Source organism: Pseudomonas sp. KH_017 (assembly GCF_057840285.1).
In genome coordinates this window covers 3,328,942-3,342,091 of sequence record NZ_CM174509.1, presented here as the reverse complement: position 1 = coordinate 3,342,091, position 13,150 = coordinate 3,328,942, and the positions used below count along the sequence as shown (strand labels likewise).

Here is a 13,150-nt window from a genome sequence, read left to right as displayed (position 1 = left end):
GGCTTAGTTGGAATTTGCCGTTGCTGATTGCAATGAGGATCCAGAAATTTGTATTAATTAATCTTGCGGCGTTACGCTGCCAAGACAATAGCGGGTTTCGCGAATGAACTTTTAGTCATTCGATCATGTCCATTTTCAGGTAACAAAAAACCTCAATCGCACTGGGTGCATAGGAGGTTTAACTTCCGCTTCTGGGGTCAGGTGAGGGGCCGAGCCCGTGTCACCTGTGGCGTATTCTGAACGAAAAACCCCGAATGCGTTCATTTTTTGATCAATTGTTCTGACCGACGGCAGTGAAATGGCTAGTCGATTATTGCCTGCCTGGATAGCGCAGCCAGCACCATTACTGGCTTTGCGGCGAGTTGAGAGGCAGATGAGGGCCGCGCCGATTTTTTCGTCTTTTTTTCCAGATCCCATGGGAAAATCGGGGGGATACAAGCTGGTCGGCCATAAAAAAGCACCTGGCCGGGTTTACAAACCAGGTCAAGGCACTGCCATTTCCCGCCCAAAAAAAGTGAGGTTCCCCACATGTTGGGGCACCCCACGGAGAAAGACCGATACCGGCAATCGCGTAGTTGCTACTCAAGCAACTGATCAATCAACACCGCATTGGTATAGATCAAGCTGCCATCGCTCGCACGGTGCCCGACCAGATGAAACTGACCGCGTTCGTCGTGTAAATAGACACGCATTTGACAGTCGGACAACGGGGCGTATCCCTCGGGCATGATCAAATCCATCGAGTCCATATCGACATCGACCATGGCTTCAGGCTCGTGGGACTTCTGCAAGCGCTCTTCGGCCTCCTCCAGACGGACATGGAGAGGTCCGTCGACGTAGAAATGGACTTCCCCCATCGGGGTGGATTTTTGGGCGCCGCTGGTTTTGCACCAGCCTTCGATCGTCAGGGCACTCATGACGAAACCTCCCATGTGGATTGCTGGACTCTGTAACTATCGTTCCTGCTCAATGCCATCACTTATGTTTGATGACTACACCAAGGCAGGGTTCGACTATTGGGGCGGTTTTTGGTCGATCTCTGCCGTCCGTCATCAGAAATTCAGTATAGCTGGCCGCCGGGCCTCGCTTGCCGACCTCGCGGTACAAGCCGATGGCTCTATACTTCTTACTGACTTTGCCGCCCGGATGGGTGGTATTTGTCGGCCCTGCTTGGACGTCAGTGGCGATGCTTTTGCATAACCAATGAACAACAGGAATAGGATGAAGAGGAAATGGCAATAGCAATTATCTTGATACTAATCGTTATTGCATCCGTGCTATTCCACATACTAGCGCCTTGGCAGGCGACACCGGCAGCATCCAACTGGGGGTCCATAGACACCACCCTGTTCATCACCCTGATCATCAGCGGAATATTTTTCATTGCCATCACGGTATTCATGGCGGTAGCGGTGATGCGCTATCGTCACAAGGAAGGGTCCAGGGCGGCCTACCAGCCAGAAAATAAAAAGCTGGAATTATGGTTGATTATCATTACTTCGGTAGGTATTGCCGGGATGTTGGCGCCAGGCCTGGTTGTCTACAACGATTTCATCCGCGTGCCGAAAGATGCCTACGAACTTGAAGTGGTCGCCCAGCAGTGGCAGTGGGCCTTTCGTTTTCCCGGCCAGGACGGGAAGTTGGGCAAGTCGGATATCAAGCTTGTTGATTCCGCCAATCCCCTCGGTGTTGATCCCAAGGATCCTGCCGGGCAGGACGATGTGCTTGTAATGAATAATGAAGTTCGCCTTCCGCTCGATCGGCCGGTGAAAGTCTTGTTGCGCGCTAAAGATGTTCTGCACGATTTCTATGTACCGCAAATTCGCAGCAAGATGGATATGGTGCCAGGGATGGTGTCGTACTTTTGGTTTACGCCGACAAAAACCGGAAAATACGAAGTCCTTTGCGCTGAATTCTGTGGTGTAGGTCATTACAACATGCGCGGCCATATGATCGTGGAAGAGCAGGGCGTCTTCGATCAATGGCTAAAAGGCCAGCCTACTTTTGCGCAGACACTGACCACAGCTGCCAAACCCGGTCGAGACAACGTGCTGGAAAAAGGCCGCCAGTTGGTCGAACAGTACGGCTGCAAGGCCTGCCATAGCCAGGATGGCAGTACCAGTCTCGGCCCGGGATGGAAGGATTTGTACGGCCGCACTGAACAGCTTGCCGATGGCACCAGTGTGCTGGTCGACGAGGCCTACCTGAAAGAGTCGATTCTCGATCCGAAGGCCCGACTGGTACAGGGCTATCCGCCGGTCATGGTGGCCTATACTCTCAAGGACGATGAACTGGGTGCCGTCATCGCCCTGATCAAATCACTGGGTGCTGCGCGGCAAGACGATGAACCTTCGACTGGTGAAGCGTCGAACCCGGGTGAAGACCTGGTGGCGCAGGGACAGCGACTGGCCGGATCGCTTGGCTGTCTGGCCTGCCACAGTGTCGATGGCAACAAGGGCGTTGGCCCCAGCTGGCAGGGCCTGTATGGCAAGACACAAACCCTTGCCGACGATACGAGCGTAAAGGTCGATGAGGGCTATATCAAAGATTCGGTTCTTCATCCCAATGCCAAAATCGTCAAGGGCTATGCAGCCGTCATGCCGGCCTTGGCTCCGAGTGACGAGGAGCTGAATGCACTGATCGCTTTTATCAAATCCAAAGCGAATGCTGACGCTGATACAAACAAGGCGGAGCCAGGGAAGTAGCCGTAAAACAGCCAGGAATACACTGAAACTTCGGCAGGAGGATGACGTGATGGCCTATGCGGAGCAAGCCGAAACAGAGGCACTGCACGAGCCTAAAAGCTTCCTGACCAAATATATCTGGAGTCAGGACCACAAGGTCATAGCCATTCAATATTCCTTGACGGCTTTATTCGTGGGTCTTATCGCCGTGGTGTTGTCCGGCTTGATGCGCATGCAGATAGGCTTCCCCGGTAGTTTGGCGTTCATGGACGCCAGTGCTTACTATCAGGCGATGACCATGCACGGCATGATCATGGTCATTTACTTGCTGACGGCCTTGTTTCTGGGGGGCTTCGGCAACTATCTGATCCCGTTGATGGTGGGCGCCCGCGACATGGTCTTCCCCTACGTCAACATGCTCAGCTACTGGTTTTACCTGGTGGCGGTACTGGTGTTGCTCAGCAGTTTTTTTGTCCCTGGCGGCCCCACAGGTTCCGGCTGGACGCTCTATCCGCCACAGTCCATTACTCAGGGGACACCTGGGGTCGAGTGGGGCATTGTCCTGATGCTCGTCTCACTGGCGATTTTCATTGTCGCGGCCACCATGGGCGGGTTGAACTACGTCACCACGGTGTTGCAGGCGCGCACGCACGGCATGACATTGTTTCGCATGCCGCTCTCGGTATGGGGCATCTTCATGGCCTCGATCATGGCCTTGCTGGCTTTCCCGGCGTTGTTTGTCAGTGCGGTCATGATGCTGTTCGACAAGCTGTTGGGCACCAGCTTCTTCATGCCGGCGATGATCTCGTTGGGGCAGCAGCTCGATCACCAGGGTGGCAGCCCGATATTGTTCCAGCACCTGTTCTGGTTCTTCGGCCACCCGGAGGTCTACATCGTTGCTCTCCCTGCGTTTGGTCTGGTCTCTGACTTGATCAGTACGCATGCGCGTAAAAATATCTTCGGTTACCGAATGATGGTGTGGGCCATTATTGCGATTGGCGTACTCAGCTTCGTGGTCTGGGCGCACCATATGTATGTCAGTGGAATGAACCCGTACTTTGGCTTTTTCTTCGCCGTCACCACCTTGGTCATCGCAGTGCCGACCGCGCTGAAAGTCTACAACTGGGTGCTGACCCTGTGGCGGGGCGACATCCATCTGACTGTGCCGATGCTGTTTGCCCTGGCCTTTATCGTCACCTTCCTGGTCGGCGGCCTGACCGGGTTGTTTCTCGGCAATGTGATCGTGGATATACCGCTCTCGGACACCTATTTCGTCGTGGCCCATTTTCATATGGTCATGGGGGTCGCCCCGGTCCTGGTGGTGTTCGGCGGCATTTATCACTGGTTCCCGAAAGTCACCGGGCGCATGTGGAACGACACCCTGGGCAAGCTGCATTTCTGGATTACCTTCCTGGGCACCTACGCCATCTTCTTCCCCATGCACTACCTGGGTTTCCAGGGCATGCCACGTCGCTACTACGCCTATGAAAACTACGCGTTCATCCCGCAGTCCGCGCAAGACTTGAATGCCTTCATTACGGTGGTCGCATTGACCGTCGGCGTTTCCCAACTGCTGTTCGTGTTCAACCTGGCCTGGAGTACATTCAAGGGCAAACCCGCAGGCAGTAATCCCTGGGGCGCGGCCAGCCTGGAATGGCAAACGCCGGACACCCCGCCGAAACACGGTAACTGGGGAGAGAAATTGCCGGTCGTGCATCGCTGGGCCTATGACTACAGTGTGCCGGGGATAGAGCAGGATTTCGTGCCGCAAACGGTCTCTGCCGAGGAACTGGAGCAGATGCGGCAACTCAGTGCCGGAACCAAGGCGGACATCAAGACATGAACAGGCTGCTATTGAGAAACGCCGACGGCGCTGATCCCGGTGGCAGCTGGAGTCGCGACCCTGAGGGTATTCACGCCGCCGAGGATGCCGATAGAAGGCAAACTGCAAGGGTAGGCCTGCGCTTGTTTCTGGTGGTGGTGAGTTCGTTATTCTTCCTCTTCCTGATCGCCTTTATTGCCCGTTCTCAAATGGCCGACTGGCTACCCCTGACAGAGCCTTTGGCGCCGTTAGGCAATCTCCGGCCGCTATGGCTGAATTCGGCTTTTCTGGTATTGAGTTGCATCGCACTGCAGTGCTCGCGTATGGCCGCCCGAAAGGCTCGGCTGGGCGCAACTGTCATTGGTTTTGCATTGGCGGGTGTCTTTGCCATTGCCTTTCTGGCGGGGCAACTCTGGGTCTGGCAGCAGTTTGTCGCCTGGGGCTACTTTGTCGCCAGCAATCCGGCCAACAGTTTCTTCTACCTGTTGACCGGCCTGCATGGGCTCCACCTGCTGGGCGGGCTGATCGCCTGGTGCTGGATCGTCGCCAGATTTCTGCGTCATGTGCCACTGGCGCAACTTGGCGCCAGCGTAGAGCTCTGTGCCATCTATTGGCATTACTTGCTGGGCCTTTGGTTCGTGCTATTCGCGCTGCTGGCCAGCACGCCGCAAACCTATGAAGCCATCGCCAGATTCTGCGGCCTGAGGTGAACAGCCATGGCATTGCACCCACAAGCCCAAGTCGAATCCAGTACATCCAATCCACCAGGTTCGCCGCCTGCACCGGGATGGCAGGGCATCGCCAGCGACTGGTCCTCGGATAAAGAGGCCTTCAAGCAGGTGCCTTGGGGCAAGGCGATGATGTGGATATTCCTGCTCAGCGATACGTTTATATTCACCTGTTTCCTGACCGGCTACATGTCGGTACGCATGACCATCACCAGCGCCTGGCCGAACCCCAGTGAAGTGTTCGCATTGACGATCGGCGGCAGGGAAATCCCGCTTATTCTGATCGCCATCATGACCTTTGTGCTGATCAGTAGCAGCGGCACCATGGCCATGGCCGTCAATTTCGCCTATCGCCGTAATCGCGCGAAAACCACGGCCCTGATGCTGGCCACCGCTGCCTTGGGTGTGACATTCGTCGGCATGCAGGCATTTGAATGGACCAAGCTCATCGCAGAAGGGGTGCGTCCCTGGGGGAACCCCATGGGGGCGGCGCAATTTGGCGCCAGCTTTTTCATGATTACCGGTTTTCACGGACTGCATGTGTCAATCGGCGCCCTCTACCTCAGCATTGTGGCGCTGAAAGTATGGCGCGGAGATTATGAGCGCTCCGGAAACTATCAGAACGTCGAGATAGCCGGGCTTTACTGGCACTTCGTGGATTTGGTGTGGGTATTTATTTTTGCTTTCTTCTATTTATGGTAGAGGAGCACGGGTGATGGCACATGCTCAGGGTCAGCAACATCCAATCAGTTTGTATCTTAAAATCTGGGGGCTGTTATTCGTCCTCAGCACGCTGTCGTACCTTGTCGACTATTTCCACTTCCATGGCTACCTTCGGTGGTCCCTGATTATCACTTTCATGTTGTTGAAGGCAGGTTTGATTGTCTCCATCTTCATGCATATGGCCTGGGAGCGCCTGGCGTTGGTCTACGCCATACTGGTCCCGCCTTTGTGTTTACTGGTACTCATCGGGCTGATGGCCACCGAGGCAGACTATATTTTCCTCAGCAGGGGCATTTTCTTTGGCCAGTAAGCAGCTTTCGGATGGCCTTGAGTCTCCAGGCACTAACCCGATATCACTCGCTTGAACTGATGCCATTTGTGCTGCCAAGCCACTGTCCAGTGGGGGGCTGCTGCTCCCGTGCCAGCGATCTTCAGTTTTGGATGCTGTTTGATTACCTGGTCCAGTACCGATTCTTGATCCGGTTCAACATCCACGAAGAAGATATGTTTGCCTTCTTTTACCACCTGCTTGAAATTGCGGAAGTGTGTGTTCGGCACCTGGAACCCAAAAAAGCCGCCTTCCCAGATGCAGAAGCCCAATACAACAATGGCAAGGAAGATAAAAGGCATCCAGCCTGCGGCGGACTCGGTCCAACCCATCCAATAGGCGCCACCCAGCACCAGTGCCGCGAGTGGCACACCGACCACCGCCCCAATCTCACCAGAGTGAACAGCATCCTGTTCCATTAACGAGTTGACCTCGTGGAGGTGATGTTCTTCTACATCAGCAACATTTTCACTGAGTACATGAATCTGTTCGGAATTGATGCCGCTGGCTTCCAATTCATATTCAACGTTTTCAAGATCGTTGAGATTGTCACTGATGTAATAGTGTCGGTTCATGCCACACCTCCCATCTCGTGTTTGCTGTAGACCTCCTCTGTCCGGCAGCACTCGGTATTTGTACCCTTGGGAACGTTGCACACTTCATGCAATCTGAAAAAAAGTATAGCACTCACCACCCTGCGGATCGGTCGTTAGTTGATCTGCACAATGACCGGACCTTCCGTTACGATCGGCGGGTTCGCGTGGATATTCGAGGTGTTTTTCTGAATCCAGTCACGCGCGACTTTCATGCTCGCATCACTGCCGGCCTTGTCCGTGCAAACAGTGATCGACGTACCACCATCACCGGTATTCAGCAGTGTGTAGCTTACCAGGCCAGGCACTGTCCGCAGGGTCGCTTCGACGTCGACTTTGCGCTCTTCCAGAAGCTCGAAAAGCTGCTTTGCTCCAGTACCCAGGTAGGTTCTTATAACCGCATACATAGTCGTCTCCTTTGGGAGTACCGTCTTGATGCCAATCCAGATCCGTTGATGGCCGCAATCACCCAGGTTTCAGTTCGCCCTGATTTATTAAGCTTAGCCAAACGCCGGCGACAATCGAAATGCAACGACCACCGGCCACTCGCGGCCGATTTCTGCCTGTCGGGAAAGGCAGGCAGAAATCGGCCCATTGCAAACTTAAAAGTAACCTGGGGCTAACTGAACCTCGCACACTGGCGCAACTGCGCCGGACTCACCCCAAGGCGTTGCTTGAAGGTGGTCGCCATGTGCGCCTGGGAATTGAAACCGCAGGCGTAGGCGATCTCCGTCAGCGTGGCAGTCGAATCGCGCATCAAGGCACGAGCCCTGGCGAGGCGTCGGTCGATCAGGTAACTGTGCGGGCTTTTGCCGGTAGCGTTTTTGAATGCCCGCATGAAATATCCTTCGGACAATCCAAGCAACCCCGCCATCGCCGGTACGCTCAACGGGCCATCGAGGCCTGCATCAATGAACTCATCGAGCAAGCGCATCCGGTTGCCGGTTATCGAGCCATGGGGTGCTGTCGACACCGCTTCGCTACCCGTCGCCCGCTCGGACAATGCGAGTGCCCACGCTTCCCAATCGTCCTCCACAGAGGCCAGCAACAGCGCGGCGCGCATTCTCCGTGCGAGGGCAGAGGCCTGCCGATCGATACGATTGTTGAAGGCACGATCCCCCACCAACGCCATACCGTCGGTGCGCATCACCCGCAGGTATTCACCGCCCTGGGGTGATTCGGACAGCACGTCACAGCCGGCGGGGACAAACGCCAGGCCGTTGGGCACGGCATCGAAGGGGCGTATTCGGTCACTGCCGATAGCGTGCAGACCTCGCTGGCTGTCGAAGGCGAAGCCGATTCCCGCCTGGGGCGCGACATATCGGGTCGCGTAGGCGCAGCCGGGGAGTAATTCGATCGCCCAGGGTCCGGCCTCGATACGATGGACCGGTTCGGACAGGAGTGGTGGCGGCAGGCGATTTCGATGACTCATGGACACCATAGTAGTGAAGAGTGGGGGCAAAAGTCAGGTCAGTTTTCTGAAAGCCGGAACACTGCGCCCGTGTTCAGACTGGGCAAAATCTCAGGGGGACAACTCATGCACAGACTGACTCGCGACGATATCGAACAGGCCGCTCGCAGCGTTTACCGGGTCATGCCGGCCACCGCCCAGTACCCTTGGCCTTTGCTGGCTCAGCGGTTGGGTTGCACGGTGTGGGTCAAGCACGAAAATCACACGCCTACCGGTGCCTTCAAGGTACGTGGTGGTATCACCTTCATGCACTGGCTCAAACGCGAGCACCCGGGCGCGAAGGGTATTGTCAGCGCTACCCGCGGCAACCATGGCCAGAGCCTGGCACTGGCGGCTGGCACACTGGGTTTGCGGGCGTTGATCGTCGTGCCGCAAGGTAACTCGGTAGAAAAGAACAACGCCATGCGCGGCTTTGGCGCTGAAGTGGTCGAGTATGGCCGCGATTTCGATGATGCCCGTGAGGAGGCTGCCCGCCTTGCGCGCGCGCATGACCTGTTCCTTGTCCCGCCATTTCACACTGAACTGGTCAAAGGCGTCGCCACTTATGCGCTGGAGCTGTTCAATGCAGCGCCGGACCTGGATACCGTTTATGTACCTATTGGCTGTGGATCGGGGATTTGCGGGGTGATCGCCGCCCGCGATGCGCTGGGTCTGCAAACACAGGTGGTTGGCGTGGTTTCCAGTGAGGCCCTGGCCGCAAAGTTATCGTTTGATGCTGGCGCAACACGCGAAACGGCCTCGGCCAACACCTTCGCCGACGGCCTTGCCGTACGTAAGCCAATTCCTGAAGCCTTTGCCGTCTACGCGGCAGGTGCAGCGCGGATCGTATCGGTCAGCGATGACCAGATCGCCGAGGCCATGCGTGTGTATTACACCGATACCCACAACCTCGTCGAAGGGGCCGGTGCGGCGGCGCTGGCCGCGCTCATCGCGGAGCGCGAAGCCATGTCGGGAAGAAGGGTGGGGGTGATTCTATCCGGTGGGAACGTCGACAGATCGGTGTATGCGCGAGTGATTGCGTGAAGGCGGGCCGTGAGAGCGACTGCTGATCGGGCGAAACAGCAGCTCCTGGCCCGCTGGATCACCGAGTCTTCGCTTACGTGGACGATTGATCCGTTTTTTTTCCGGACCCACCATTGTCTTTGGCCTGGCGGGCGCTGCGGCGCAGTTCCTGTGGCGTGCGCCCCACGACTCGCACGAAGCTGCGAAGCATGTGGTCGGCATCGCCGAATCCGAAGCACCTGGCGATCTCTTCGAAAGTCTGGTGCCCGTCCTCGACCATTGGCCGCGCCGACTCGATACGCAGGCGCTCGATAGCTTTCGCCGGCGTCACCCCGACCGATGCCGCGAACACGCGGCCAAACTGGCGCACGCTCATATGTGCAACGTCTGCCAGGCGTTCGACTGACAGATCATCACGCAGGTGATCGCGCACATGGCTCAGCACCGTGCGGATCCGATCCGAGCCAGGGTCGAAATCCAGCAGAGAAGAAAACTGATACTGGCCACCGGGTCGCCGATAGTAGACAACCAGCATGCGCGCGACGGAGCGTGACACCTCCTTGCCCAGGTCCTGCTCGATCATCGCCAGGGCCATGTCGATGCCAGCCGACATACCGGCGGACGTCCAGACATTCCCGTCTTCGGTCCAGATTCGATCTCCGTCCACGCGCAGTGCCGGATAGCGTGCCTGCAATTGCGGCGCGTAGTTCCAGTGCGTGGTCGCGACACGACCGTCGAGCAGGCCGCTCTCGGCCAGCAGGAAGGCGCCGGTGCAGACGCTGGCAGTGCGGCGAGAGCGCGGGGACATCTGTCGTATCGCCGCTGCCATCGGCAGCATCCTGTCATCGATCGGAGCGGTGGGTGCACCGACGATGATCAGCGTGTCGAGTTGGTCGACAACCTGCAAGGCTTCGGTCGCGACCTGCAGTCCGCTCGAAGCGCCGATCAATCCGCCTTCAAGCGAAGCGACTGTGAATCGATAGCCAGAAGGGCGCGCACGATTGGCGTTGGAGAAGGCTTCGAGCGGGCCACTCAGATCGAGCAATACGAAGCCCGGATAGACCAGGAAACATATGTGACGCTGCATGCACGGAACATCCACAGTCTGAATGGGGCCATGGTACGCGCTTGCTGTCGGGAAGGTCACGGGGGCATTGAACCCAGCCGTCTCATGCAAGGTGCCTGGCCTAGTCGGCCGAAATCCAGGGATATATGTCCATTTCGTGCCGCCTTCTCGCCGTACCGTGAATGCACCACCCCCACACTGCGGACGTGCAACATGACCTTCAACCGAATTCATCCCGCCAGACTCCTCTCCTGCGCCACCTTGCTGGGGGCAATCCTGATGGCGCCCGGCATCGGCTTCGCCGCCGAGAACCCTTACGCCGATCCAGCCAAGCCCGCGCTGCCGGCGTCTACCTTTCAATGGGATGCCAGTCGAACCGCACTGGTCGTGATCGACCCGCAGATAGACTTCATGAGCCCGGAGGGTGCGGGCTGGTCAATCTTCGGCCAGAGCGTTACCGAGCAGAATCTGGTGCCGAATCTGACCCGGCTGTTCACGGCGTTCAAGCAGGCCGTAGCGACCGTAGCGATCTCGCCGCACTACTACTATCCCCACGATCATCAGTGGGAGTTCGAAGCGCCAGCGGAGACTGTCCAGCACAAGCTGGGAATGTTCGACCGCAAGGGCGCCCTGACGCTGGATGGATTCCGCAATTCGGGTGCCGATTTCATGAAGGAGTTCAAACCCTTCATCGAAGACGGCAAGACCCTCGTCGCCTCACCGCACAAGTTGTATGGCCCGCAAAGCAACGACCTGATGCTGCAGCTGCGCAAGCAGCGGGTCGACAAAATCATCCTGGCCGGCATGGCGTCCAACCTGTGCGTCGAATCGCACCTTCGCGAGTTTCTGGAGCGCGGTTTCGAGGTGGTTGTCGTACGTGACGCCGTCGCCGGCCCGAAGCTGCCAGATGGCGACGGATACGGTAGCGCGCTGGTTAACTTCCGCTACATCGCCAACGGCCTGATGACGACCGATGAGGTCGTGAAAAAGCTGGAAGGGCGCTGACCTTGGGCATGCCCCATTTCCTGACCAGACAGGGGAGTCCTTGCGGCTCCCGTGTCACTGACTGACGCGGAGTCACCCATGAGCGATAGCGAAAATTCAGGGCTTGTCAGCCCGGACCGGCGGGATTTTCTGGTGCTCGGCCTGAGTGCCACAGCCCTCGTTGCCTTGTCCACGGCACCCGGCCTTGCACTCGCGTCCTTCAACTCTCCTGACACCCATAGCGGAAACATGACCATGAGCAAAGTGACGACCCAAGATGGCGTTGAAATCTTCTACAAGGACTGGGGCCCGAAGAACGCCCAGCCCATCGTGTTCCACCATGGGTGGCCGCTCAGCGGTGACGATTGGGACAGCCAGGCGCTGTTCTTCGTTGGCCAGGGCTATCGCGTCATTGCACACGATCGGCGCGGCCACGGCCGCTCGTCTCAGGTAAGCGATGGCCACGACATGGACCACTACGCTGCAGACGTCGCCGCGTTGGTACAGCAACTGAACCTGCGCAACGCCGTGCATATCGGCCACTCGACCGGCGGCGGGGAGGCGACGCGCTATGTCGCCCGGCATGGTCAGTTGCACAAACGCGTGGCCAAACTGATTTTGATTGGTGCGGTACCGCCGGTCATGGTCAAGAGCCCGGCAAACCCGGGCGGTCTTCCAATCGAGGTGTTCGATGGCATGCGCAAGCAACTGGCGGCCAACCGGTCTCAGTTTTATCTGGATGTTGCCAGTGGCCCGTTCTACGGCTTCAACCGCCCGGGTGCCGCTGTTTCACCGGGCATGATCCAGAACTGGTGGCGGCAAGGCATGGCCGGCGCGGCAAATGCCCACTATGAGTGCATCAAGGCCTTCTCTGAAACCGACTTCACGGATGACCTGCGGGCGATCACCGTACCTGCTTTGGTCATGCACGGTGATGACGACCAGATCGTTCCCATTGCCGACTCTGCGCTGCTGTCGAGCAAGCTGCTGAAAAATGGATCCCTGAAGGTGTACGAGAAGTACCCGCACGGGATGTGCACGACGCACGCCGATGTGGTCAATCAGGATCTGCTGAAGTTCATTCGCGGCTGATCCGTTCGAGCCATGGCTCTGCTGCTCGCGGGGCCATGGAGGGGTTCATTACTCTTATTCCCTGAGTGCATTGATCCGCCCTGATTTTTCCGCGGCTATCAGCGCGGCATGATCTTTCACATTTTGATTGGCATAGGCGATGGAGAACTTGCCGACAGCCTGGTCGAAAGAGTCCAGCGGGCCCATTTTCGAAATTTTTCGCAGGCCTTCGTGGTAAGCAATTTTCGCCGTTGGTCGGGTCTGGCGACAAAAGTTCAGCGCAATGGCTGTTTTTTTTTCGGCATGCTGGCTGAAACGATTCATCAGCGTGGCGACGCGGGTTTCGGCCAAAGAGGCAGGTGTCCCCAAGTGCTGGAAACAGTACCGTTTGTCGATGTTTTTGCTCAAAAAATGAACGATCGGGATATGCTGGGCTCTGATTTTCCAGCAGGCGGATCCTTAGGGTCCCGCTGCACTCACTAGAAAAATGGACGTATACCTCATCTGCATTGAATGGAATGCGCATGGGGATTTTTTTTACCTGAGACCTGGAGTGATAGTATGCCGTCATCACTGACTCGCTGGGCGAGTCGCTCTCTCTTGTAATACCAAATTATTTAGTTGCTTCAATCTTTGCCAACTTGACCTTGCAGGTGCGAATCAATAATTCGCCTGCCT

The 13,150-nt window shown here is 57.0% G+C and carries 14 protein-coding genes; 8 read left to right on the top strand and 6 right to left on the bottom strand.

Annotated features, from left to right (window positions below; genetic code table 11):
* Positions 1 to 578 precede the first annotated feature (578 nt).
* Positions 579 to 917 carry a hypothetical protein gene (locus AC3IT6_RS15260; RefSeq protein WP_489350814.1) on the bottom strand — a complete coding sequence of 113 codons (339 nt, stop codon included), beginning with the start codon at positions 915 to 917 and terminating at the stop codon, positions 579 to 581.
* A 315-nt stretch (positions 918 to 1,232) separates the two neighbouring features.
* On the opposite strand from AC3IT6_RS15260, the gene AC3IT6_RS15255 reads away from it, so the two are divergent.
* The 5 genes from AC3IT6_RS15255 to AC3IT6_RS15235 are packed head-to-tail and all read left to right on the top strand — an operon-like array spanning position 1,233 to position 6,267.
* Positions 1,233 to 2,705: a c-type cytochrome gene (locus tag AC3IT6_RS15255; RefSeq protein ID WP_489350812.1), complete on the top strand. Its 1,473-nt coding sequence runs from the start codon at positions 1,233 to 1,235 to the stop codon at positions 2,703 to 2,705.
* Positions 2,706 to 2,754: 49 nt separating this feature from the next.
* Complete coding sequence (gene ctaD, locus AC3IT6_RS15250) at positions 2,755 to 4,527, top strand: cytochrome c oxidase subunit I (protein WP_489356575.1); 1,773 nt, start codon at positions 2,755 to 2,757, stop codon at positions 4,525 to 4,527.
* Complete coding sequence (locus tag AC3IT6_RS15245) at positions 4,524 to 5,216, top strand: cytochrome c oxidase subunit 3 (RefSeq protein WP_489350810.1); 693 nt, start codon at positions 4,524 to 4,526, stop codon at positions 5,214 to 5,216. The genes ctaD and AC3IT6_RS15245 overlap by 4 nt, the downstream gene beginning before the upstream one ends.
* A 6-nt stretch (positions 5,217 to 5,222) precedes the next feature.
* Positions 5,223 to 5,936, top strand: a complete 714-nt coding sequence (locus AC3IT6_RS15240) for a heme-copper oxidase subunit III family protein (RefSeq protein WP_223448858.1) — start codon at positions 5,223 to 5,225, stop codon at positions 5,934 to 5,936.
* 13 nt (positions 5,937 to 5,949) lie between these two features.
* Positions 5,950 to 6,267 (top strand): cytochrome C oxidase subunit IV family protein, encoded by a 318-nt coding sequence (locus AC3IT6_RS15235; RefSeq protein ID WP_150723915.1) that lies wholly within the window; start codon positions 5,950 to 5,952, stop codon positions 6,265 to 6,267.
* A gap of 32 nt (positions 6,268 to 6,299) precedes the next feature.
* On the opposite strand, the gene AC3IT6_RS15230 is transcribed toward AC3IT6_RS15235, so the two are convergent.
* From AC3IT6_RS15230 to AC3IT6_RS15220, 3 genes are all read right to left on the bottom strand, one after another.
* Positions 6,300 to 6,860 carry a magnesium transporter gene (locus AC3IT6_RS15230; RefSeq protein ID WP_223448859.1) on the bottom strand — a complete coding sequence of 187 codons (561 nt, stop codon included), beginning with the start codon at positions 6,858 to 6,860 and terminating at the stop codon, positions 6,300 to 6,302.
* Positions 6,861 to 6,994: 134 nt separating this feature from the next.
* Entirely contained in the window at positions 6,995 to 7,285 is a 291-nt protein-coding gene (locus AC3IT6_RS15225) for a hypothetical protein (protein ID WP_150723913.1), read from the bottom strand.
* A 212-nt stretch (positions 7,286 to 7,497) separates the two neighbouring features.
* Positions 7,498 to 8,319, bottom strand: a complete 822-nt coding sequence (locus tag AC3IT6_RS15220; RefSeq protein WP_489356573.1) for a helix-turn-helix transcriptional regulator — start codon at positions 8,317 to 8,319, stop codon at positions 7,498 to 7,500.
* A gap of 96 nt (positions 8,320 to 8,415) precedes the next feature.
* Here AC3IT6_RS15220 and AC3IT6_RS15215 point away from each other — a divergent pair, with 96 nt between their 5' ends.
* Positions 8,416 to 9,372, top strand: coding sequence for a threonine dehydratase (locus tag AC3IT6_RS15215; protein ID WP_489350807.1), 957 nt, complete (start codon positions 8,416 to 8,418; stop codon positions 9,370 to 9,372).
* Between the two features lie 73 nt (positions 9,373 to 9,445).
* Here AC3IT6_RS15215 and AC3IT6_RS15210 read toward each other — a convergent pair whose 3' ends face one another.
* Positions 9,446 to 10,438: a GlxA family transcriptional regulator gene (locus AC3IT6_RS15210; RefSeq protein ID WP_489350805.1), complete on the bottom strand. Its 993-nt coding sequence runs from the start codon at positions 10,436 to 10,438 to the stop codon at positions 9,446 to 9,448.
* A gap of 192 nt (positions 10,439 to 10,630) precedes the next feature.
* On the opposite strand from AC3IT6_RS15210, the gene AC3IT6_RS15205 reads away from it, so the two are divergent.
* The gene (locus AC3IT6_RS15205; RefSeq protein WP_489350803.1) at positions 10,631 to 11,422 is read left to right on the top strand and encodes a cysteine hydrolase family protein; all 792 of its coding nucleotides are present in this window, start codon (positions 10,631 to 10,633) and stop codon (positions 11,420 to 11,422) included.
* A gap of 234 nt (positions 11,423 to 11,656) precedes the next feature.
* Positions 11,657 to 12,493: an alpha/beta fold hydrolase gene (locus AC3IT6_RS15200; protein ID WP_489356571.1), complete on the top strand. Its 837-nt coding sequence runs from the start codon at positions 11,657 to 11,659 to the stop codon at positions 12,491 to 12,493.
* A gap of 54 nt (positions 12,494 to 12,547) precedes the next feature.
* Here AC3IT6_RS15200 and AC3IT6_RS15195 read toward each other — a convergent pair whose 3' ends face one another.
* Positions 12,548 to 12,880 (bottom strand): hypothetical protein, encoded by a 333-nt coding sequence (locus AC3IT6_RS15195; protein WP_489350801.1) that lies wholly within the window; start codon positions 12,878 to 12,880, stop codon positions 12,548 to 12,550.
* Between the last annotated feature and the right edge of the window lie 270 nt (positions 12,881 to 13,150).